This window comes from Marinobacterium lutimaris, from assembly GCF_900108065.1.
Lineage (GTDB): Bacteria > Pseudomonadota > Gammaproteobacteria > Pseudomonadales > Balneatricaceae > Marinobacterium_D > Marinobacterium_D lutimaris.
The window spans coordinates 551487-572592 of sequence record NZ_FNVQ01000002.1; the positions used below are offsets into that span (position 1 = coordinate 551487).

The 21106-nt window shown below is 58.9% G+C and carries 22 protein-coding genes; 10 read left to right on the plus strand and 12 right to left on the minus strand.

Annotated features, from left to right (window positions below):
• Positions 1-2: 2 nt before the first annotated feature.
• From C4S72_RS12950 to C4S72_RS12975, 6 genes are all read right to left on the minus strand, one after another.
• Entirely contained in the window at positions 3-413 is a 411-nt protein-coding gene (locus C4S72_RS12950) for a ketosteroid isomerase-related protein (protein WP_104003546.1), read from the minus strand.
• 205 nt (positions 414-618) lie between these two features.
• Positions 619-951, minus strand: coding sequence for a DMT family transporter (locus C4S72_RS12955; protein ID WP_104003548.1), 333 nt, complete (start codon positions 949-951; stop codon positions 619-621).
• Positions 952-991: 40 nt separating this feature from the next.
• Positions 992-2011 (minus strand): heme-dependent oxidative N-demethylase family protein, encoded by a 1020-nt coding sequence (locus C4S72_RS12960; protein WP_104003550.1) that lies wholly within the window; start codon positions 2009-2011, stop codon positions 992-994.
• A gap of 11 nt (positions 2012-2022) precedes the next feature.
• Positions 2023-2973, minus strand: coding sequence for a PDR/VanB family oxidoreductase (locus tag C4S72_RS12965; protein WP_104003552.1), 951 nt, complete (start codon positions 2971-2973; stop codon positions 2023-2025).
• Positions 2973-3497, minus strand: a complete 525-nt coding sequence (locus tag C4S72_RS12970; protein ID WP_104003554.1) for a dimethylamine monooxygenase subunit DmmA family protein — start codon at positions 3495-3497, stop codon at positions 2973-2975. The genes C4S72_RS12965 and C4S72_RS12970 overlap by 1 nt, the downstream gene beginning before the upstream one ends.
• Before the next feature lie 280 nt (positions 3498-3777).
• On the minus strand, positions 3778-4716 hold the full coding sequence (locus C4S72_RS12975) for a LysR family transcriptional regulator (RefSeq protein WP_200826762.1): 939 nt from the start codon (positions 4714-4716) through the stop codon (positions 3778-3780).
• A 152-nt stretch (positions 4717-4868) separates the two neighbouring features.
• Between C4S72_RS12975 and C4S72_RS26045 the strand changes: the two genes are divergently transcribed.
• The 3 genes from C4S72_RS26045 (at position 4869) to C4S72_RS12990 (ending at position 9133) form a co-directional block, all read left to right on the plus strand.
• Entirely contained in the window at positions 4869-7100 is a 2232-nt protein-coding gene (locus tag C4S72_RS26045; RefSeq protein WP_104003556.1) for a cytochrome P450/oxidoreductase, read from the plus strand.
• A gap of 170 nt (positions 7101-7270) precedes the next feature.
• Positions 7271-8296, plus strand: coding sequence for a TRAP transporter substrate-binding protein (locus C4S72_RS12985; protein WP_104003557.1), 1026 nt, complete (start codon positions 7271-7273; stop codon positions 8294-8296).
• Positions 8297-8473: 177 nt separating this feature from the next.
• Positions 8474-9133 carry a helix-turn-helix domain-containing protein gene (locus tag C4S72_RS12990; RefSeq protein WP_104003558.1) on the plus strand — a complete coding sequence of 220 codons (660 nt, stop codon included), beginning with the start codon at positions 8474-8476 and terminating at the stop codon, positions 9131-9133.
• 176 nt (positions 9134-9309) lie between these two features.
• On the opposite strand, the gene C4S72_RS12995 is transcribed toward C4S72_RS12990, so the two are convergent.
• From C4S72_RS12995 to C4S72_RS13005, 3 genes are all read right to left on the minus strand, one after another.
• Positions 9310-10449: a glycerate kinase family protein gene (locus C4S72_RS12995; protein WP_104003560.1), complete on the minus strand. Its 1140-nt coding sequence runs from the start codon at positions 10447-10449 to the stop codon at positions 9310-9312.
• A 119-nt stretch (positions 10450-10568) separates the two neighbouring features.
• Positions 10569-12158, minus strand: coding sequence for a methyl-accepting chemotaxis protein (locus C4S72_RS13000; RefSeq protein ID WP_104003562.1), 1590 nt, complete (start codon positions 12156-12158; stop codon positions 10569-10571).
• A 114-nt stretch (positions 12159-12272) separates the two neighbouring features.
• The gene (locus C4S72_RS13005; RefSeq protein ID WP_104003564.1) at positions 12273-12800 is read right to left on the minus strand and encodes a DNA-deoxyinosine glycosylase; all 528 of its coding nucleotides are present in this window, start codon (positions 12798-12800) and stop codon (positions 12273-12275) included.
• A gap of 108 nt (positions 12801-12908) precedes the next feature.
• Between C4S72_RS13005 and C4S72_RS13010 the strand changes: the two genes are divergently transcribed.
• From C4S72_RS13010 to C4S72_RS13020, 3 genes are all read left to right on the plus strand, one after another.
• On the plus strand, positions 12909-13733 hold the full coding sequence (locus C4S72_RS13010) for a symmetrical bis(5'-nucleosyl)-tetraphosphatase (RefSeq protein ID WP_104003565.1): 825 nt from the start codon (positions 12909-12911) through the stop codon (positions 13731-13733).
• 83 nt (positions 13734-13816) lie between these two features.
• Positions 13817-14134, plus strand: coding sequence for a thiosulfate sulfurtransferase GlpE (gene glpE / locus C4S72_RS13015; RefSeq protein WP_104003566.1), 318 nt, complete (start codon positions 13817-13819; stop codon positions 14132-14134).
• A 2-nt stretch (positions 14135-14136) separates the two neighbouring features.
• A complete protein-coding gene (locus C4S72_RS13020; RefSeq protein WP_104003568.1) occupies positions 14137-15282 on the plus strand; it encodes a hypothetical protein in 1146 nt (381 codons plus the stop codon).
• A 4-nt stretch (positions 15283-15286) separates the two neighbouring features.
• On the opposite strand, the gene folK is transcribed toward C4S72_RS13020, so the two are convergent.
• Both folK and folB read right to left on the minus strand, forming a co-directional pair.
• Positions 15287-15823: a 2-amino-4-hydroxy-6-hydroxymethyldihydropteridine diphosphokinase gene (folK, locus tag C4S72_RS13025; protein WP_104003569.1), complete on the minus strand. Its 537-nt coding sequence runs from the start codon at positions 15821-15823 to the stop codon at positions 15287-15289.
• Positions 15823-16179, minus strand: coding sequence for a dihydroneopterin aldolase (gene folB, locus C4S72_RS13030; RefSeq protein ID WP_104003570.1), 357 nt, complete (start codon positions 16177-16179; stop codon positions 15823-15825). The genes folK and folB overlap by 1 nt, the downstream gene beginning before the upstream one ends.
• Before the next feature lie 25 nt (positions 16180-16204).
• Here folB and plsY point away from each other — a divergent pair, with 25 nt between their 5' ends.
• Positions 16205-16795, plus strand: a complete 591-nt coding sequence (gene plsY / locus C4S72_RS13035) for a glycerol-3-phosphate 1-O-acyltransferase PlsY (RefSeq protein ID WP_104003572.1) — start codon at positions 16205-16207, stop codon at positions 16793-16795.
• Between the two features lie 148 nt (positions 16796-16943).
• Here the strand turns inward: plsY and tsaD are convergent, their stop codons facing one another.
• Positions 16944-17972: a tRNA (adenosine(37)-N6)-threonylcarbamoyltransferase complex transferase subunit TsaD gene (gene tsaD, locus C4S72_RS13040; RefSeq protein ID WP_104003573.1), complete on the minus strand. Its 1029-nt coding sequence runs from the start codon at positions 17970-17972 to the stop codon at positions 16944-16946.
• 387 nt (positions 17973-18359) lie between these two features.
• Between tsaD and rpsU the strand changes: the two genes are divergently transcribed.
• The 3 genes from rpsU to dnaG all read left to right on the plus strand — a co-directional run bounded on the left by rpsU (position 18360) and on the right by dnaG (position 21066).
• A complete protein-coding gene (rpsU, locus tag C4S72_RS13045) occupies positions 18360-18575 on the plus strand; it encodes a 30S ribosomal protein S21 (RefSeq protein WP_104003575.1) in 216 nt (71 codons plus the stop codon).
• Between the two features lie 64 nt (positions 18576-18639).
• Complete coding sequence (locus C4S72_RS13050; protein WP_104003577.1) at positions 18640-19083, plus strand: GatB/YqeY domain-containing protein; 444 nt, start codon at positions 18640-18642, stop codon at positions 19081-19083.
• A 36-nt stretch (positions 19084-19119) separates the two neighbouring features.
• Complete coding sequence (gene dnaG / locus C4S72_RS13055) at positions 19120-21066, plus strand: DNA primase (protein WP_104003580.1); 1947 nt, start codon at positions 19120-19122, stop codon at positions 21064-21066.
• The last annotated feature ends 40 nt before the right edge of the window (positions 21067-21106 follow it).

Below are 21106 nucleotides of genomic sequence, written 5' to 3' on the forward strand. Positions count from 1 at the left end.
GCTTAGCCAACGACCTGAGCGATCCAGTCTTCCAGGTTGTAGTAGTTGGTGACCCGGGCCACCTTGCCGCCACGCACTTCGAAAAACGCGCCGGCGGGCAGCTTGTAGGTCTGGCCCTTGGCTTCCGGCAGACCTTCATCGGTCACCAGGTATTCGCCGTTAACGACGAACTCGGCCGCTGCGCGGCTGCCGTCGGCACTGCTCATGATGGAGATACCGGTCAGCTCCTCGCGGTAGCAGCGGTTCATGTGATCCATGAATGCCGCGAACGCATCGCGTCCAACCTGGCGCTCACCCTGGTTGATATCGTGGACTACATCTTCGGTCAGAAGACCGAGGAAGCATTCCATATCGCCCTGGTTGAAGGCGCGGTAGTATTCGAAGATCAACGCTTCGGTTTCGGCTCTGCTCATGAGCTCTCTCCAGAACTGTGGATATGTTGCCTGAGACGATAGCCTTAGGTTCCGGCTCCGTCCTTCCCGACAGCGACATTTTTGTTCGCAGGTACGCTGCTATCTATAAAACATTCCATTGCGTTCCGTATGGCATCTGCAGCCCTCACTCAGGATAGCTGCAAATGCCGCTCAGGAATGTCGATTTACCCAACGGCCGGGAGATTCAGGCAGTGCTGCCTTCACCACCGACCAGCTTCAGCCCCACCACGCCGGCGATGATCATGCCGATACAGAAGATCCGCAGCGCGCCGCCGGGCTCCTGCATAAACAGGATGCCGACAATCGCCAGCGCCGAGGCGCCGATGCCGGACCAGACCGCGTAGGCGGTGCCCACCGGAATGGTGCGCATAGCGAACGACAGCAGCGCCAGGCTCACCACGATCAGCACCGCCGTGATCAGCGAGGGCCAAAGACGGGTAAAGCCATCGCTATATTTCAGGCCGATGGCCCAGAGACACTCCAGCACTCCGGCGATCAACAGGTATATCCAGCCCAAGAGTCTCTCCTTCTCTCAGCGTTTCAGAATAGTCAGTGGCTCAGTTCGCCGGGTCGTACTTGGCCAGCCAGTCCACCACCAGCGGATGGAAGCGGGTCAGACCTTTGTACTCGATCAGCTGCTCCGGCAGACCTTTCATTACGCGGTGCATCCGCTTGGCCCATTCCGGGTTGGTGACCAGATCTTCCAGGCTGATCAGGTAGGTACGGATGCTGAACATCAGCGCGTTGCTGCGCGACATGCGATCCAGCACCTGCAGCTCCACACGCAGATGCACCTTTTCACCGACGTTTTCCGGCGTAACACTCGCACGGTCAGAACCCCAGCTTGGGTAGGTTTCCGGTGAGGTGTCCATGCGTGCATTTACGGTCAGCGTCCAGTTCAGGCGGCGTACCGGACGTCCCAGCGGAATCGCGCAGAGGTATTTCAGGGCGCGGTCGAAGATACCCATCTCATGAGCCATGGGCACCGGGCCGTGCCACTCCTTGAAGCCCATGCCGGCATCGAACGCCAGCGACCAGTCCGCCGGGCAGGTGACGATACCGGCATCCATGAACAGATCACCGTCGCGCTGATCCAGCAGCGCAAAATCGCCCTGCACCTGGCGGCCGATATACTCCATCGGCGGCAGCGGCAGCGTGCTGCTGTCCCCAAAGGTGAAGCTGTCGTTGATGTTGAGCAGCTTGTTTTCCCAGGTCCACTGATCGCCGGCTTTGGTCAGCTTGAAGTGCTCCGGGTAATCTTCAGAGAAGCAGTGCATGACGCGGTCGATCATGTCCCAGCAGGCCAGATCCATATGCGGCATGGCCAGGCAGCGCTTGGGGTTCTCTTTCAGCACCAGGTCGCGCTCATGCATCTCAGAGAGATAGTGCTCATCGATATCGAGCAGGTGCTCGTAGACACTGCCCTCCGGCCCCGGCGTTACATGCGGCTCGATATTGACCGAGTACATGTACTCATCTTCCGGGAAGGGGAAGGGAAAACGGGCCACGGCGCCAGGGCTGTTGGAATAGGTGAAATCGTCGCGAAAACTCTGAATCGGTTTGGGTGCCATTCTCATGGGGATAACTCCTAAAGATCGATAACCAGGCGCTTGCCGGAAGCTCGGGATACGCAAGGCATGATGCAGTCACCCTGCTCGCGCTCGGCCGCTGATAGAAATTCGTCGCGATGTTCGATATCGCCGGACAGCACGCGGGTGACGCACTGGCCGCAGACACCGCCGCGACAGAGGTGCGGCACATCAACCTCGGCATCCTCCAGCGCTTCCAGCAGCGTGGTCTCGCCATCGACTTTCACGGTGCGACCGCTGCGCGACAGTTCAACCTCAAACGGTTTGCCCGGCTGGGGCGCGGCGAACGCTTCGAAATGTACATGGCTGGCGGGCCAGCCGAGTTCTTCGGTGACCTCGCGTACGCCGGCGATCAGCTCTTCCGGGCCGCAGATATAGACATGAGTGCCACGCGGCTGGTCTGCCAACAGCTCGCCCAGGGCACAGCGCTGGCCGGCTTCAGAGTCATAGAGGAAGCACTGCTCGCCGAGCTCTGCCTTGAGCTGTTCGCGGTAGGCGCCGGTGCTGGAGCCACGGTAGAGATAGTGCAGTTCGAAATCGGCACCGCGGCGCTTCAGCTCCGGCAGGTACGCCATAAACGGCGTAATACCCACGCCACCGGCCAGCAACAGGTGCTTGCCGGCGTTCCAGTTCGGCGCGAACAGGTTGGCCGGCGGTGTGATGCTCAGTTCATCACCCACCTTCACCGACTCATGCATATAGACCGAGCCACCGCGGGACTGCTCCTGCAGGCGCACGGCGATTCGGTAGCAGCCGCTGTCGCGCGGATCGCTCAGCAGTGAGTAGGCGTTGCGGTGCGGACGCGGTTCAGCGGGCATCTCAACCACCACATGGCTGCCGGGGGAGAATGCCAGGAACTCGCCATCGATCGCTTCCAGGGTAAATTCACGGATCAGCGGAGAGACCTGCTCGATGCCGCTGACACGCACACGAATGCTATCGGTACTCATCACACCAGCTCCTCTGTTTCCGGGATATCGGCCGGGTCTTCGGCATTGATCTGCACGCCCACGTAAGCGCCGTGCAGCTTGGAGTAGTGATCACGCACCAGCAGCAGGCGCCCGCAGGCGGAGCAGGCTTGCGGCGAGTGGGTTACGCCCTCAGTGATTTCGTAGCAGTGGGTACAGAAGAGACGGCGCTCTTTAGTAGTCGGCTCACACATCTGCACCTGTTCGTCGGCAAGGCCCGCCGCCAGCGACAGATTGCGGATATCCCACATAAAACCTTCGCTGCCGCAGACATAGACAGCGCTTGCCAACGGCAGTGTCTCAAACACCTTATCCAGCTCGGCGCGGAGCGCTTCGGTCAGGCCATCCGCCCCGCCAGCGACGCGGATGCACTGTTCCTGCGGCAGGCTGGCGTACAGAGCATCGAGCTCGGCACCTGCACCAATGAAGAGATGTTTTTTCGCCTTTGGCCGGATAACGACCGGGTCATAGAGCGGCCGGCTTTTGATACGCGGATCGATCTGCATTACCACTCGCCTCCTTCATAAGGTTGAGTCTTATCGCCAGTGGAAATAAGCGGGCGGCGATGTAAAAACCGCCCCGTTTTATTTCCCTTTGGGATAGTTTATTTCTCATGAAGAAAGGCAATTTACGCACCAGAATGCGTAACCAACTGATAAATAAGCAAGTTAGCTTCCAGGCAGGTTTTCCACTGCCATTAAGATGGAGAATAACTGCTCATTTTGGTGCAAAGCGCAGGGAGAACGGCTCGAATTGAGGCGCTGAATGTTCGCTGAGTAAGGGTATTCAGAGCTCCCAGGGCTCAGGAGAACTGATCTCGGAATCATCCTCCAGCGGAAATTCCTCGTGGAACAACTCATAGATCAGACTGCGCATCCAGCGGTTGGCCGGGTCCTTGTGGAAGCGACCGTGCCAGTGCTGCTTGAGCACAAACACCGGGTTTTCCAGCGGCGGCTCCAGCACCTTGATATTGGCTAGCTGCGCAAAGGAGGTCCCCACCGCCCGCGGTAAGGTCACGATCAGATCGGAAGTGCTGACGATAAACGGCACGCTCATAAAGTGCGGGATTGTCAGTACGATATTCCGTTTGATCCCCTGCTTCGCCAGCATCCGGTGGAAGATCTCCTGGCTGCGCGCCTGCGGCGTCACTATGGCGTGGGGCGCTTCAATAAACTGCTCAAGGCTGAGGCTGTCACCGATAACCGGGTGATCGGCACGGGCGATGGTGGCGAAGTTATGCCGGAACAGACGCTGTTGATAAAAGCCGTTTTTAACCAGGTCCGGGAAATAGCCGAGCGCCAGGTCTACCTCGCCCTCTTCCATTGCCCGCTCGAGCCGCGCGGGCGGCATTACCAGGGTTTTGATCGATACCCCTGGGGCAACCTGCAGCAGCCTTTTCAGAAGTTTCGGCAGAAATACCATCTCACCGATATCCGACATGCTGAAGGTGAAGGTGCGCTCAGCACGGGCCGGATCGAACTCGGCCTCCTGCAACAACTCCCGGTTAACCGTTTCCAGAATCCGGCTGACAGGGTCGGCCAACTCCATCGCCCGGGCCGTGGGGGTCATGCCTTTGGCAGTGCGCACAAACAGCTGATCGTTGAACTGCCGGCGCAGTTTTGACAGCGCAAAACTCATGGCAGGCTGGCTTAATCCGATCAGCGCCGCCCCCTCTGAGACACTTTTCGTCGTCTGGATGGCGTCGAAAACCTTCAATAAATTCAAATCGATATCTTTAATATTCATTATTTTTATATTCGAAATAAACAAACGATGATTTACAGATAGTAGTCCAGTTTCTAGTCTCGAACACAAGTTTGGGACAGGCCAGAGCAGCCGTCCCGACACAAGATAAAAATAATAAGCGAGGCTCAACAATGAATATGCATGCAGTCCAGCATGACGTACCGGTACTCGATGTAGACCCCTACAGCGACGAATTCCTGCTGAACCCCTACCCTTTCCACGAGCAACTGCGTGAAGCCGGCCCGCTGGTCTGGCTGCCGAAATACCAGGTCTGGGCCATGGCCCGTTTCGAACATGTGAAAGCGGCACTCGGCGACTGGGAAACCTTCTGTTCATCACGCGGCGTCGGCCTGACCGATTTCAAGAAAGAAAAACCCTGGCGTCCGCCGAGTTTGCTGCTTGAGGTTGATCCGCCCTTCCATGACCGTACCCGTGGCGTGATGTCCCGCATCCTGTCGCGCCCGGCGCTGGAAGCTCTGCGTGAACCTTTCGCCCGCAAAGCCGAAGAGCTGGTGAACCGCCTGGCCGACAGGGGTGAACTCGATGGCGTCGCAGAGATCGCCAAGGCCTATCCGCTGCGCGTATTTCCCGATTCGGTTGGCCTGGTTCCGGAAGGCCGCGAAAACCTGCTGCCTTACGGTGATATGGCCTTTAACGCTTTCGGCCCCCGTAATGAGCGGCTGGAAAAATCGATGGCCGATGCTCAGAAAGTGATCTCGTGGATTACCGATCAGTGCCGACGTGAGGCGCTGACGGACGACGGCTTCGGCGCGAAAATCTATGCAGAAGCGGATGCTGGCAATATCACCCACGAAGAGGCGGGGCTGCTGGTGCGCTCGCTGCTGACCGCCGGGCTGGACACCACCATCTTTGGTATCGGCAACGCGTTGCTCTGCTTCGCCCGCCATCCCGAGCAGTGGCTGATCCTGCGTGAGAATCCTTCCCTGGCACCCCAGGCGTTCGAGGAAGTGCTGAGGTATGCGTCTCCCGTACAGACCTTCCTGCGCACAACCACCCGTGACGTGGATATCGAGGGGCAGACCATCCCCGAAGGCTCCAAGGTGCTGCTATTCCTGGCGTCGGCCAACCGGGATCCACGCCAGTGGGAAAACCCCAACGACTTTGATATCCAGCGTAAAGCCGCAGGACACGTCGGCTTTGGCCACGGTATCCATGTCTGTGTCGGCCAGATGGTGGCCCGCCTGGAAACCGAGCTGCTCTTTACCGCGCTGGCGAAACGGATCGAAAGCATAGAGCTGTGCGGCGAACCCCAGTGGTGGCTGAACAACACCCTGCGCGGTCTGGCCGCACTGCCGCTGCGCCTGAAAGCCGCCAGCACAGAAACCACGACAGAGCCCGCCGCAGCAGAGACGACTTCTGCAGAACAGGCGCCGGCCCAATCTAAAGCTGATCCCAGCCTGCTCAGCGTCAGTATCCGCGGCAAGCGGCTGGAAACCGCTGATATCTGCAGTTTCGAACTGGTAAGTGCCGATGGTGCGCCGTTGCCTGTCGCCGACGCCGGCGCCCATATCGATGTGCATACCGGTAACGGCTTGATCCGCCAGTATTCGATCTGCAACCTGCCGGGAGAAAGCTCGGCCTATCGCATCGGCGTGCTTAAGGATGCCAAAAGCCGTGGTGGCTCCACCTGGATGCATGAGCAGCTGAACCCGGGGAGTGCCCTGCAGATCAGTGCCCCGCGCAATCTGTTTGCGCTGAGCGAGAACTCATCACCGAGCCTCCTGCTGGCCGGTGGCATCGGCATCACCCCGATCCTGGCCATGGCCTACGAACTGCAGAAGCGCCAGCAACCCTTCGGCTTGCACTACTGCACCCGCTCACGCGCACACACCGCCTTCCTCGATGAGATAGAAAGCTCGAGCTTCGCCGATCGGGTCAGCCTGCATCACGATGACGACGCGCGCCTGGATATCAAGGCGCTGCTTAGCCAGACAGAGCGGAATACGGAGATCTACGTCTGCGGCCCCGAGGGCTTTTTGCAGGCGGTGCTCGAAGGCGCCCGGGAGCTGGGTTGGCCGGAGGAGAAACTGCACTACGAGTACTTCGCTGCAACGCCCACCAGCAGTGACGATGACCAGGCAATCGAACTGCGTATCGCCAGCACCGGACAAACGCTGACCGTGCCGGCCAACGCCAGCGTACTGTCGACCCTGGAAGAAGCGGGCTTTGATATTCCCAAGTCCTGCGAGCAGGGTGTCTGCGGCAGCTGTCTGACCGGTGTTATCGATGGCGAACCGGACCACAGAGATCACTTCCTGACCCCTCAGGAGAGACAGGCAAACGACCAGTTCACGCCCTGCTGTTCAAGAGCCAAGGGAGGCACCCTGACCCTCGACCTGTAACGGGACCTGTAACTGAACCTGTAACTGAACTTGTAACTGAACTTGTAAAAAGTAACGCCTTCCGGCGAAGCCGTTCCCCCTTCCCGGAAGGCGCCACTTGGTCAATAAAAGGCCAAGTAACCGAAAACCCAACAACATCCGTTTAAAAATAAAGATAAAGGATACGCACCATGAAACTGACCTCTCTGATCAAGCCGCTTGCGGCCGGCGTGCTGCTGGGCCTCTCCGCTTCCGCCGCCCAGGCCGCTGACTCCTATACCCTGCGCCTGGCTCATTTCTGGCCGTCAGGCTCCAGCGTCGACAAGGTGGTTAACGCCTGGGCCGAGCGCCTCAACGAGCGCTCGGATGGCCGCCTCACTATCGATATCTACCCCTCTCAAACCCTGGCCAAGGCACCGGCCAGCTATGATGCGACCGTTAATGGCGTCGCCGATATCACCGTGACCGCCCAGGGCTATAGCGCCGGGCGCTTTCCGTTGACCCAGGTGATCGAGCTGCCCGGCATCGTCACCAGCGCGGAAAACGCCAGCTGCGTATTGCAGAATCTCTACGACGAGGAGCTGATCAGTAACGAGTACAAGGATACCCATCCGCTGTTCTTCTTCGCCCACGGCCCCGGCCACATCCATACCGGTGAGAAAATGGTGAAAACACCGGAAGATCTTGCCGGCCTGCGTATCCGTCGCGCCACCACAGTAGTCGGCGACCTGCTGGAAGGCCTGGGCGCCCAGCCGGTCGGTATGCCGGCACCGGAAACCTACACCGCCGTGCAGCGCGGTGTGATGAACGGTGTCGCCTTCCCCTGGCAGGCGATGAAAGATTTTCGCCTCAACGAACAGCTGACTCAGCACACCGAAATCGGTCTCTATACCCTGTCATTCATCACCACCATGAACAACGCCACTTACGCACGGCTGCCGGATGACCTGAAACAGGTGATCGATAGCAACAGCGGTATGGAGTGGGCTCGCACCATGGGCAAGGAGCTGGACGATCTGGACGCCAGAGGTCGTGAGGAAGCCCTGAAGGAAGGGCACAGTTTCTATACCGTAGAAGGCGGCACCGAGAACCCGGCCTGGAAAGAGACTCTGCAGGGCGTGATCGATCACAATATCGAGATGCTCACGGCAAAGTCATTGCCGGCTGATCAGGTCTACGACCGCGCCAAATCTCTGGTTCCTGTCTGCGCGAGTTAAGGTTATATCCCTGCCCCGCCAATTCTCTGATGGCGGGGCATTTTTCCCCCAGCCTCAAAGCCCGCCGATTTTCTGGAAAAAAACTTCGCTTTTCTCGCCAAGAATCAATAAAGTTTCTTAACAGGAATGTCACACTACGTCCTGGTAACACGAAAGAACAGGTTTGAGCGAAGAATTATGAGCGGAAAAAATACGGCTTCACGACACATCGATGCCCTGGAAAAAGGCGAGATCAGCCTGAGCCGGGAGAGCCAGAACCATGACCCTCGCCTGCGTCTGGAGCAGTACATCGCCATGCAGGTAAAGCGCAAGCGCACCGAGCAGGGTTTGAAGATCACCGATGTGGCGCGTATCGCCGGGCTCAGCCAGGGGATGGTGAGCAAGATCGAAAACGCTCAGGTCTCCACCAGCCTGGAAACGCTCAGTAAACTGTGTGACGCCATCGGCCTGCCGATCTCTCAACTGTTCAGCGATTATGATCGTCCCTCCGGCGGCGCCCAGCTGACCAAGGCGGGCCAAGGGATGGAGGTGGTGCGTCGTGGTACTGAGAAGGGCCACACCTACCAGCTGCTCAACTACCATCGCGGTAAGAAGAAAAGCTACGAGCCGTTCCTGATCACCATGGATGACGCCAGCGAGGTGTTCCCCACCTTCTCACACCCCGGCCAGGAGTTTATCTACATCCTTAAGGGCGAGATTCTATATCGTCACGGCAACCACCTTTACGAGATGGGCCCCGGCGATTCACTCTCCTTCGATGCCGAAGTGCCTCACGGTCCGGAAGAGCTAAAGAAAGTACCGCTGCAGCTGCTGTCGATTATCCATTACGACGACTGACGGATAGACTTCATTGCCGGGATTTACTCGCGGGAAAGAGTCGATTTTCGTACAGAGAATTCGTCATTAAGCAGGGCAACATACTGCGGTAGACGGCGCGCTCTCACGCCGATTGAACCTAGCACAGCGGTAATTCAAAACCATGGCGGGTTATCGCGACGGGGCGTCGCTGCTCCCTACCTTACCAGCGCCCAGAAAGCTCCAAGGTTACGGGCGCAGAGCTTCAGGTTGGTATCCGCCTGTTCCAGCGCCTGATCCAGATCCATAACGCCCGGCAGTATCGGGAATACCGCTTTCAGTCCCTGTTTTGACAGGGCCTCCAGCACCTCGACCTCATCAGGTACAGATCCACCCAGTGCGATACAGGGCACGCCGTGACGCTTGGCTCTTCGCGCTACGCCCACCGGGGTTTTGCCACGTTCGGTCTGGGAGTCGATACGGCCCTCGCCGGTAATCACCAGGTCCGCTCCTTCCAGATGGCTATCCATATCCACTGCATCGAGCATGATCTCAATGCCGGGTTTGAGACTGGCGTTGAAAAAGGCCAGGAAGGCCGCACCCAGTCCACCGGCCGCGCCGGCGCCGGCAATGGTGTCGACCTTTTCCCCTATGCATTCGGTAATCACCCGGGCGTAATTAGCGAGGCAGGCATCCATCCGCTTTACCAGCGCCTCATCGGCCCCTTTCTGCGGACCAAAGATGGCAGAGGCACCATTGGGGCCGGTAAGCGGGTTATCCACATCGCAGGCGACCTGAAAACGGGCGGTTTTCAGACGTTTATCCAACCCCGATAGATCGATGGCGGCCAGTTTCTCCAGGCCTTCGGCACCAAGGCCTATCTCAGCGCCGCTGTCATCAAGCAGGCGTGCACCCAGCGCCTGCATCATGCCGGCGCCACCATCATTGGTCGCGCTGCCGCCAAGGCCTATGATGATGTCGGTCATACCGACATCCAGCGCAGCACGAATCAGTTCGCCGGTGCCCCGGGTCGTTGCCCGCCAGGGATCGCGCTGATCCCGCGCCAGCAGGTCAAGTCCACCGGAAGCGGCGCACTCGATCACCGCCGTGTGTTCGCCGATACGCCCCCAGAAGGCGGTCATCGTTTCACCGAGAGGGCCAGTTACGTCGCAATGTTCCAGGCGCCCGCCACTGGCGGTGACCAGCGCCTGGGTGGTGCCTTCACCGCCATCGGCCATGGGCAGCTCGATGCACTCGGTTGCCGGCAGCGCCATGCGCCAGCCGGCAGCTATAGCTGCGGCGACCTCGGCAGCGCTAAGACTTTCCTTGAATGAATCCGGTGCGATCACGACTTTCATGGCGAGCCCTCGCAGGAGATGGGTAGGTTTTCCCTGATTGAGTTACCCTACCCCAAGCCCGACATCACCACCATACGTACTACCGCAGCAGATTCAGCACCAGGTTCAGCACTGCGGAGTCAGGCGCCTTTTTTACTGCGTCCGGCCCAGAACTGCTGCGCCAGCTCACCAAAGCCGGTGGCGATACCGAGCATGTGGTGGCTGGTCTGCGAGCTCTGCTCCACCGCCTCCAGGTTCATTCTCGACATATCGCGGATGCTGAATACGCTGCGGTTGATGGTCTCTGCCACCCGGCTCTGCTGATCCACCGCATCGGCGATTTCCAGGCTCATGGCGGAGATCTCCTCGATCGACTCCAGCAAACGATCCAGGGAATCAGCGGTCAGTTCACTCTGCTCCACGCAAAGATCCGCCTGCGCCTGACCTGCGTTCATCGCCTCGACCGCCCTGCGCGCGCCCTGTTGCAGACGCTCGATCATGTCACGGATCTCGTCGGTGGAACTCTGGGTCCGGGTGGCCAGTGAACGTACTTCGTCGGCCACTACGGCAAAGCCGCGGCCCGACTCGCCGGCGCGGGCTGCTTCGATAGCGGCATTAAGCGCCAGCAGGTTGGTCTGCTCGGACACGGTCACGATCACATCGAGAATGCCGGAGATATTGCGGCTGCTGAGCTCCACCTCCCGGATCACCTCAGCGGCACGGCCAATTTCGGTTTTCATCTGGCGGATTGCCGAGGCACAGGCGTCCACTTCGGCCTTGCCTTCGCCCACCTCTTCGAGTCCCCGGGCAGCGGCCTCGGATGTACCCTGGGCACTACGCGCCACGCTCTGGATACTTTCGGTCATCTCGTTGACGGCAGAAGAGACCTGATCTGTTTCCGAGAACTGGCGCCGTACCCCGGCCTGGGACTGCTTAACCGCCGCACTCAAGCCTGACACTCCCGCGGTGAGCGCCCCGGAAGTATCGGAAATCCGTCCGATCAGCCCCGCCGTTTCCGACTCGAGCATTTTCATCGCCAGTTGCAGCTGACCAACCTCATCCATGCGCCCGGTGTAGATGCACTGGGCCACCGGATCACTCACCAGGTTTTTCGCCCTCTCGGTCAATGCCGCCAATGGCCTGAACGCGAAAAGCAGCGAGATCACCGCCGCAACCCCTGCGCCGCCGAGCAGCATAAATGCATCATCAGATACGCCGAGAAATCCACCGATCAGCGCCGCCAATAGCAGCGGCAGCACCACGCAAAGCTGCAAACGCATCCTGTAGGAGAGTCCACGCCCTTTCAGACAACTAGGCACCTTGCCTGCACTCAGCTTGGCGTAGAGCGCTTCGGCACGGTCGACCGCCTGCTGATCCGGCTTACGCCTGACCGACTGATACTCGGCGATTTCGCCATTACGCTCGATCGGCGTGACATAGGCATCCACCCAGTAGTGGTTACCGTTGCTACAGCGGTTTTTCACCACCCCCATCCAGGAGCGGCCGCTTTTCACCCGGCTCCAAAGATCGCCGAAAGCAGCTGGCGGCATATCGGGATGGCGTACCATGTTGTGGCTGCTGCCGATCAGTTCCTCTCTGGAGAACCCACTAATGCTTACAAAGTCATCATTGACGTAGGTGATCTGTCCCCTGAGATCCGTGGTGGACAGTATGTTTGAAGAAGCGGGAAAGGCTTCCTCGACCTGAGTCACCGGCAAGTTTTGCTTCACGATGGCTACCCCTGCAGCAATAGAGCTTAAGAATGTAGTAAAGCCGACAAGATACCTCTGGCTTTATGTATCTTTATTGCAACAAAGAAGCCATGCCGTAGATCAATACCTAATTTAGCTGTCTCTTTTTGCCAGATACTCGAGAATGGCGCGCCAGCGCTCACGCTTAAGATCAAAACTCATCGCCGCATAGGCAGGGCTGGTGGAAGGTAACTGCAGCACAGCGGGTCCATCCGGGCGCTCAGCGCCCACTAAAGAACCAAAATGACGAGTAAATAACCGGTAGGCCGTGCCGCCATTGCAGGCAATCAGACGCAGCTCTGGCAGTTGCGAGACCAGTCCTGGCAGGTCGTTAGGCTGCACCGACTCCGCCGCGATACGGCTATCAAGACTCCCCGGCCTGTGGCAACTCCCGATCACATCCCAAAGCGCTACACCTGATTCATTGAGCGCCAGCAAGCGCTCGGCATAGGTAAGCTCCGGTGAGAAGCCGCATAGCTCCGCCAGGATCGGCCAGAACGCATTGCGTGAGTGCGCGTAGTAGCGCTGCTCCTGCAGCGATACCTGCCCCGGCATTGAGCCGAGAATTAACACGCGCGCATCGGCGCGCCAGCTCGGCGGAAAAGAAACGGCGTTTTCCAAAGATACCTCGACTTGCGATCAAACCAGTGTTTAACGGGCGGATGTGGCCCGGGGGCCTGATCCGGTATGATATCGGATTCGTTTTACCGGAACAGACGGCAGGAGTGCATGGCTACATACGCGATCGGCGATATTCAGGGCTGCTACGACGAATTGATGGCACTGTTAGACAGGATCGGTTTCAGCGACCAGGACCAGCTCTGGTTTGCCGGCGATCTCGTTAACCGCGGCCCCAAGTCGCTGGAGGTTCTGCGTTTCGTCAAATCGTTGGGGCTACGCGCCCGCACGGTGCTCGGCAATCATGACCTGCACCTGCTCGCCGTGCATTACGGCATGGCCAGCGGCAAACGCAAAGACACCCTGGTGCCTGTTCTGGAAGCACCTGATCGCGAAGAGCTTATGCACTGGCTGCGGCATCAGCCGCTGCTGATCGATGACAAGGCCCTCGGTTACGTGATCACCCATGCCGGCATCCCGCCCATCTGGACACTGAAGCAGGCGCGAGAATTTGCCGGCGAGGTGGAGCAGGTTCTGCAAGGCACGCTCGCCGAAGAGTATTTTCGCCATATGTACGGCAACCAGCCGGATCATTGGCGGGACTCGGTAAAGGGCTGGGACCGGCTGCGCCTGATTACCAACTACCTGACACGGATGCGCTTTGTCAGCCCCAAGGGAAAACTGGATTTCAGCGCCAATGGTGGCCTTGAAACCCAGCCGGAGGGCTACCATCCATGGTATGAAGTGGAACGCAGCAAGCCGATCAAGCGCACCCAACTGTTCGGGCACTGGGCCGCCCTGGGGGAAACCGGCAGGCGCGATACCATCGCGCTGGATACCGGCTGTGTCTGGGGCGGAGCGCTGACCGCCCTGCGGCTGGAAGATGGCGAGCTGTTTTCCTGCGGCTGTGCCGGGCATCTCGACTTTGCTAGTTAATCAATACGCACCGACAGTTAACGCACGCTAATAATTAATGCTCACTAGCTATTAATGCTCACTGAAGTACTGGAGACCCAACCATGGACCAATACCGCTGCATCTCAACCCAACAGGCGGCCGAGCTGATCGACCAGGGCGCGTCCGTGGTCGATATCCGCGATGGACAGAGCTACGCCGCGCGCCATATCAACGGCTCTTTCAACCTGAGCAATGACAACCTGCAGGACTTTATGGCCAGCGCCGATATGGAAAAGCCACTGATCGTCTGCTGCTACCACGGTATCAGCAGCCAGTCCGCCGCCGGCTTCCTGGTTCACCAGGGCTTTGATGAGGTTTACAGCCTCGACGGCGGCTTTGAAGCCTGGCAGCAGAGTTTCCCCGACCGCTGCGAGAACTGATCATGCAGATTTACCTGGTGGGCGGCGCCGTGCGCGACCGCCTGCTCGGCCTTAAGGTCAAGGACCACGACTGGGTTGTGGTCGGCGCCACCCCTGAAGAGATGATCAAGGCCGGCTACAAGCCGGTGGGCAAGGACTTCCCGGTATTTCTGCATCCGAAAACCGCCGAGGAGTACGCCCTGGCGCGCACCGAGCGTAAGTCCGGCAAGGGTTATACCGGCTTCGAATTTTTCGCCAGCCCGGACGTAAGCCTGGAAGAAGATCTGCGCCGCCGAGACCTGACCATCAACGCCATCGCCCAGGACAGTGACGGCCAGCTGATCGATCCCTACGGTGGACAGCAGGATTTAGAAGCCCGCGTGCTGCGCCACGTCTCCCCCGCCTTTCGTGAAGACCCACTGCGTGTATTGCGCGTGGCGCGCTTCGCCGCCCGTTTCGCTGATCTCAATTTCCGTATCGCCGATGAAACCCTGGCGCTGATGCGCGAGATCAGTGCTAGCGACGAGCTCGACTATCTTACGCCCGAGCGTGTGTGGCAGGAGTTCGAGCGCGCCCTGGGCACCCGGTCACCGCTGGTGTTTATCCACAGCCTGAACGTAGTGAGCGCCTGTGAACGCCTGCTGCCGGAGTTCTGCCAGCTGGATAACGAAGCCGCGGAAAAGGCCTGCGGTCAATTGGCCAAAAACGGTGGCAATGCGGAGCAGCAGTTTGCCTTGCTGACCAACCTGGCCACTGCTTCATTGGATAACGCCGCCGCCCTGGAACAGATCCGGGAGCTCTGCGTCAGAGTCAGATCCCCTAACCGATTCCGCGACCTGGCACTGCAGCTGCGACAGTTTCATCAGGACCTAGCCACCTTCTCCGAGCTGGCCGCCGAGCGGAAACTGAAACTGGTAAAACAGCTGGACCTGCTACGCCGGCCGGAACGCCTCGAGCTGATGCGCCCCTGCGTGGCTGCATTGGTTCAGACAGAGACTGGCGGCATAGCCGAGGGGATAGAAACGCTGCTGGAAAGAATGAGTGCAGTAGAACCGCGCCAGCTGATGGCCGAAGGCTTTTCGGGTAAGGCGCTGGGCGAGGAGATTGAAAAACGTCAGTTGGCGATCTGCGCTGAAGGCAGATCGGCAGGGTCAGGCAGGGCTGATTAAGATATCAGCCCGCTACGGCTCCGCGGCTGGCGTTATCGGGCGAGGAGATTGTCCGGCCCTGCCACTCAAAGTGAATAGGCCAGAGCTTCTGCGCACTGTCATAGGAGTGCCAGAGTTCAGCGAAGGTCTGCTTTTCTACCGGGTGTGCAACTTCGGGCACCAGCTCAGCCAGTGGCCAAAGCACAAAGGCGTTACGCAGGATCTCTGCGCGCGGCAGTTGAACCTTATCGAAGTGCCCCACCTGTTCGCCATAGGTAAGAATATCGATATCCAGCGGCTGCTCCACCGGCTTGCCACGACGGATACGACCAAAACTGTCTTCCAGACATTTAAGCCAGGTGGATAACTCAGCCAGCGGCCAGTCGGTGTCGATAGCCACCGCGAGATTGAAATAGTTGTCGCCGGTGCAGCCCACCGCTTCACTCTCAAACACGCGGGATACACGGATAGAACCAAAGGCCTCGACCAGGGCATCCAGGGCATCGGACAGGTTGGCGTGGCGGTTCTGGTTACTGCCAAGCCCGAGCAGCACACTGGTCATCAGACAGCTTCGCCCCGCTCGATTTTAACGCCTACACTCTGGGCTTCGCCCACCGCTCCGGGCTTGCTCAGCTCCAGCCGCAACCAGGGCACGGAGAACTCGCTGCGGATCAGTGTTGCGATCTGCTCTGCCAGCGTCTCGATCAGTAAACAGCGGCTCGCCTCGACATGGGCGATGATCCGCTGAGAGACGCTCTTGTAGTTCAGTGCGGCCTCTATATTGTCACTGGCCGCCGCTTCCGCGATACTCCAAGCCATCTCTAGATCGATCACCAGCTTCTGAGGCGCCCTGCGTTCCCAGTCATAGATACCGATGACCGTTTGCACCTCTAAGCCACGAATGTAAACTTTGTCCATCTTTTAACCTGGAGAATTCTGTGGGATGCCAGAACCCCTGACATCGACAGCTACACTGCTCGTCGGGCTGGGTTACCTCTTAGGTTCCATCCCCACGGCCGTGTTGGTGTGCAACTCTATGGGCATCGCCGACCCCCGTCAACAAGGCTCGCGCAACCCCGGCGCCACCAATGTTCTGCGTATCGGCAGCCCGTTTGCCGCCGTACTGACGCTACTTGGTGATATCGGCAAAGGCGCTGCCGCCGTGGGCGCAGGCATCCTCGCCGAACTCGAGGCGACTCATCTTGCGCTGTGTGCGCTAGCCGCCGTCGTGGGCCACCTCTACCCGGTTTTCGCGATCCGTGAAGGCGGCAAGGGTGTGGCCACAACGCTCGGGGGCTGCCTGGTACTCAGCCCAGCCCTGGCGCTGGGCCAGGTGACCAGCTGGCTGCTGATCTTCCTGACCACCCGCATCTCTTCACTGGCCTCGGTCATGACGGCGATACTGACACCGCTTTATGCCTGGTTCCTGCGGCCCGAGATGCTCGGCACTCTGACGCTGATTTCACTGTTACTGATCGGCCGTCATGCCCGCAATATCCGCAACCTGATCAGTCACCACGAACCCAAGCTTTAACATCGCTATCAGCGCAGGGGTCATGGTAGGAGCGGCGACCCCGTCGCGATTAACCGCCGCTATGTCTAGTGACTCTTATATTAGTCAACGCTGCGGTAACACACCCGGGCACCCGCGACACCTTTAACGGCTAATGCGACCCTGGCGATCAGATCGCCGGCAGGGTATCCATCGGCCAGCGTGGGCGGGCAAGAATGGTCAGATCGCTCTCCTGACCCGCCAGCAGACGCTGGCAACCGGCGTAGGCGATCATCGCACCGTTATCGGTACAGAATTTCGGCCGGGCATAAAACAGCTGGGCGCGCTCTTTTTTCATCACCGCCTCGAGCTTTTCACGCAGGCGGGCGTTGGCGCTGACACCACCGGCGATCACCAGCTGACGGTAACCGGTTTGCTGAATGGCGCGGCGACACTTGATCGCCAGGGTATCCACCACCGCTTCTTCAAACGCGGCTGCGATATCGGCGCGGGTCTGGTCGTCGATGTTTCCAGCTCCATCCCGGTTCGCGTTGGTAGTATTGAGGGTAAAGGTCTTCAAACCAGAAAAGCTGAAATCCAGACCCGGACGGTCTGTCATAGGACGCGGGAAGGTAAAGCGGCTGCGGTCGCCCTGCTGAGCCAGCTTGGCAACCAGCGGGCCACCGGGATAATCCAGGCCCAGCATTTTCGCAGCCTTATCGAACGCTTCGCCAGCGGCATCATCCAGGGACTCCCCCAGAAGAGTGTAGCGGCCGATCCCTTCGACCTGCACCAGCTGGGTATGACCACCGGAAACCAGCAACGCCACGAAGGGAAACTCCGGTGGTGTTTCTTCCAGCATCGGTGCCAGCAGATGGCCTTCCATATGATGAACAGATACGGCTGGAACGCCGAGGGACAGTGCCAGCGCGCGGCCAGTGGATGCACCCACCATCAGTGCGCCGATCAGACCCGGGCCCGCTGTGTAAGCGATGGCATCTATATCGGTAAGGCCCAGTCCAGCTTCGGTCATCACCTCGCGAATCAGCGGGATCAGCTTGCGGACGTGATCGCGGGATGCCAGTTCAGGCACCACGCCACCGTATTCAGCATGCATCGCCACCTGTGAATAAAGCGCATCGCCCAGTAGACCTTTTTCACTGTCATACAGCGCAACACCGGTTTCATCACAGGAGGTTTCTATCCCCAGTACTCGCATTCTCTCGCCTTTCCAATAACTGTTTTCAGTCGATTTTCGATCAACGTCGCGACCTGAAGTCATCAGGCGCTATAACCAATCGGCGCGAAGGCGCGCCACCTGCAACGATAAGCATTGGGGCCGTTTCCCTGGTAGGAGCGACGCCCCCGTCGCGATCACCCGCAGAGACTTCAATATCCGCCGTGCCAAACCCAATCGGCGCGAGGGCGCGCCTCCTACCAAGGACGGCAGCGCCGTTGGGAAATTCATTGGCGAGGAATTATCCCATCTCTTTACAGGGACAGCCAGCCTGACTACAATTTGCGGCCTTATTCTCTACGCGCAGCCTTTGGGCCTTGCGATGAGGGTAAGCCAAACCCAAAACCCATAGCTTAAAGGTGATTAATCATGCCTAGCGTTAAAGTTAAAGATAACGAGCCGTTTGACGTAGCTCTGCGTCGTTTCAAGCGTTCTTGCGAAAAAGCCGGCATCCTGGCTGAAGTCCGTCGTCGTGAAGCTTACGAAAAGCCCACCACTCAGCGTAAGCGTGCTGCAGCTGCTGCTGTTAAGCGTCACGCCAAGAAAGTATCTCGCGAAAACGCTCGTCGCGTTCGCCTGTACTGATCGATCTGCTGAAATAGCAAACTACTTGTAATCGATACCCGACCTTCGAACACAGGAAACCGCAATGTCTGATCTCAAAGCGCAAATTACCGCAGCGATGAAAGACGCCATGCGTGCCAAAGACAAGGCCCGCCTCGGCACGGTTCGCCTGATTCTGTCCGATATCAAACGCATCGAGGTTGATGAACGCATCGAACTCGACGACGAACGGGTACTGCAGGTGCTGGACAAAATGGTCAAGCAGCGCCGCGATTCGATTGCCCAGTACCTGGCGGCTGAGCGCCCGGAACTGGCGGACAAGGAGCAGCAGGAGTTGGAGGTGATTAAAACTTTCCTGCCGCAGCCTCTCAGTGATAGTGAAATTAACGAGATCCTGGATCAGGCGATTGCCGAAACCGGCGCCGCCTCAATGGCCGACATGGGTAAAGTGATGGGCGTTATCAAGCCCAAACTCCAGGGCCGTGCCGATATGGGCCAGGTATCCAAACTGGTAAAAGCGAAGCTCTGACGCTAAGCTCTCGCTGCCAGAAGACAGCGAGGTTTTATGGCCGGGCGAATCCCCCAATATTTCATTGATGACCTGCTTGCGCGCGTTAACATCGTTGACGTAGTCGACAGCCGCATCAAGCTCAAACGCGCCGGCAAAAACTACTCCGCGCTCTGCCCCTTCCACAAGGAAAAATCCCCGTCATTTTCCGTAAGCCCCGATAAGCAGTTCTATTACTGTTTTGGCTGTGGCGCCGGCGGTAACGCCCTCGGCTTTGTCATGGAACATGACCGACTCAGCTTTCCCGAAGCGGTGGAAGAACTCGCACGCCTGGCCGGTATGGAAGTGCCGCGGGAAAATGACCGCCCCGCCGATATCGCCCGCGAGAAACAGATCAAGAGCCAGTTTTCGGTACTGGAACAGGCCAACAGCTTCTACCAGCAGCAACTGCGCACCAGCGAACTGCGCGAGAAAGCGGTCAGCTATCTCAAAAACCGTGGCCTCACCGGACAGATCGCCGCCCGTTTCCAGATCGGTTACGCACCGCCCGGATGGGATAACCTGTTCAGCCATCTGTCATCTTTGGAAAATGCGCAAAGCCAGCTCGAACGTGCCGGCCTGCTGATCCACAACGAAGAACGCGGACGCTATTACGACCGCTTCCGCGACCGCATCATGTTTCCAATCCGCGATGCGCGTGGCCGTACCATCGGTTTTGGCGGCCGAGTGCTGGGCGATGACAAACCCAAGTATCTGAACTCCCCGGAAACCGACACCTTCCATAAGGGCCGCGAGCTTTACGGCCTGTACGAAGCGCGCCAGATGACGCGGGACCTGAACCAACTGCTGATCGTCGAAGGCTATATGGACGTGGTCAGCCTAAGCCAGCACGGCATCACCTGGTCTGTGGCTACCCTTGGCACCGCGACGACGGAACATCACCTGGAGCGACTGTTCAAGATCGTACCTGAGGTGATCTTCTGCTTTGACGGCGATAACGCCGGACGCAAGGCAGCCAAGCGTGCTCTCGATACCACCCTGCCCGTCATCAAAGATGGCCAGCAGGCTCGTTTTCTGTTCCTGCCTGACGGCGAAGACCCGGATACGCTGGTGCGCCAGGAAGGCGAAGCCGCCTTCACCCAGCGCGTCAGCGAAGCACTGCCACTGAGCGAATTTTTCTTCAAGGCACTGGCGGAAGACGCAGACCTGTCCAGCATGGACGGCCGCGCCCGCTTCAGTAACCAGGCATTGCCGCTGATTCAGTCGATGCAGCCAAGCCTGCTGCAGCAGATGATGATGGACCGAATCTGCGAGATCACCGGCCTGTCGCTGGAACAGCTTAATAGCGTCATCGACCTGCACCGGGCCACCGAGCCGGCAACGCGCAGCGAGCCGAAACCACGCCCAGCCCCGCGCGAGATCCAGGGCTATGATGATATGCCGCCGATGGCGGACGAGCAGGACTATATTCCCACAGATTACCCGGATTACCACGACGAAGCACCCGGCTATCAAGAGAGCGCCCCTGCCGCACCGACACAGCGAAGCCGCCCTCGCACCGGCGGCTCTGACCGTTCGGTGAAGATCAACCTGGTCAGCAGCGCCATCTCGATTCTGTTGCACCACCCAGAGCTTGCTCCCGGCCAGTCAGAGGCCGCTGTTCTTAAGGGGCTGCAGGAACCAAACGTTGAGCTGCTGATCGAGCTGCTGGAATATCTGCAACAGACGCCGGGCGCGTCACTTGGCACCCTGGTGGTGGACTGGCAGGAAAACCCTCAGCGCCAGGCCTACCTGATGCTGCTGAACGAGATTGCTCATATGGAGCCGGTGCTGGGCAACATCGACCCCAGCCAGTTGCTGAGTGAAACCATGCAGCGCCTGCTGGGACGCCACAGCGAAGCACGTATCGACGAGCTAATGAAAAAACAGCGTCAGGCGCCGCTGACCACAGAAGAGAAACAACAACTGCAATCGCTACTGCTCAGCCGCACCCGGCCAGCCTGAGGGTTCAGAAAACAAGGCAGGCGAAACGCGGCACAACGCG

Bases quoted from the DNA above. Each gene is read 5' to 3' on its own strand.
- tsaD (WP_104003573.1), bottom strand. From the start codon at position 17,972: ATGCGAGTACTGGGGATAGAAACCTCCTGTGATGAAACCGGTGTTGCG.
- C4S72_RS13010 (WP_104003565.1), top strand. From the start codon at position 12,909: ATGGCTACATACGCGATCGGCGATATTCAGGGCTGCTACGACGAATTG.
- C4S72_RS12995 (WP_104003560.1), bottom strand. From the start codon at position 10,449: ATGAAAGTCGTGATCGCACCGGATTCATTCAAGGAAAGTCTTAGCGCT.
- folB (WP_104003570.1), bottom strand. From the start codon at position 16,179: ATGGACAAAGTTTACATTCGTGGCTTAGAGGTGCAAACGGTCATCGGT.
- C4S72_RS12965 (WP_104003552.1), bottom strand. From the start codon at position 2,973: ATGAGTACCGATAGCATTCGTGTGCGTGTCAGCGGCATCGAGCAGGTC.
- folK (WP_104003569.1), bottom strand. From the start codon at position 15,823: ATGACCAGTGTGCTGCTCGGGCTTGGCAGTAACCAGAACCGCCACGCC.
- glpE (WP_104003566.1), top strand. From the start codon at position 13,817: ATGGACCAATACCGCTGCATCTCAACCCAACAGGCGGCCGAGCTGATC.
- C4S72_RS13020 (WP_104003568.1), top strand. From the start codon at position 14,137: ATGCAGATTTACCTGGTGGGCGGCGCCGTGCGCGACCGCCTGCTCGGC.
- C4S72_RS12950 (WP_104003546.1), bottom strand. From the start codon at position 413: ATGAGCAGAGCCGAAACCGAAGCGTTGATCTTCGAATACTACCGCGCC.
- C4S72_RS13050 (WP_104003577.1), top strand. From the start codon at position 18,640: ATGTCTGATCTCAAAGCGCAAATTACCGCAGCGATGAAAGACGCCATG.
- C4S72_RS26045 (WP_104003556.1), top strand. From the start codon at position 4,869: ATGAATATGCATGCAGTCCAGCATGACGTACCGGTACTCGATGTAGAC.
- dnaG (WP_104003580.1), top strand. From the start codon at position 19,120: ATGGCCGGGCGAATCCCCCAATATTTCATTGATGACCTGCTTGCGCGC.
- plsY (WP_104003572.1), top strand. From the start codon at position 16,205: ATGCCAGAACCCCTGACATCGACAGCTACACTGCTCGTCGGGCTGGGT.
- rpsU (WP_104003575.1), top strand. From the start codon at position 18,360: ATGCCTAGCGTTAAAGTTAAAGATAACGAGCCGTTTGACGTAGCTCTG.
- C4S72_RS12990 (WP_104003558.1), top strand. From the start codon at position 8,474: ATGAGCGGAAAAAATACGGCTTCACGACACATCGATGCCCTGGAAAAA.
- C4S72_RS12960 (WP_104003550.1), bottom strand. From the start codon at position 2,011: ATGAGAATGGCACCCAAACCGATTCAGAGTTTTCGCGACGATTTCACC.
- C4S72_RS12985 (WP_104003557.1), top strand. From the start codon at position 7,271: ATGAAACTGACCTCTCTGATCAAGCCGCTTGCGGCCGGCGTGCTGCTG.
- C4S72_RS12970 (WP_104003554.1), bottom strand. From the start codon at position 3,497: ATGCAGATCGATCCGCGTATCAAAAGCCGGCCGCTCTATGACCCGGTC.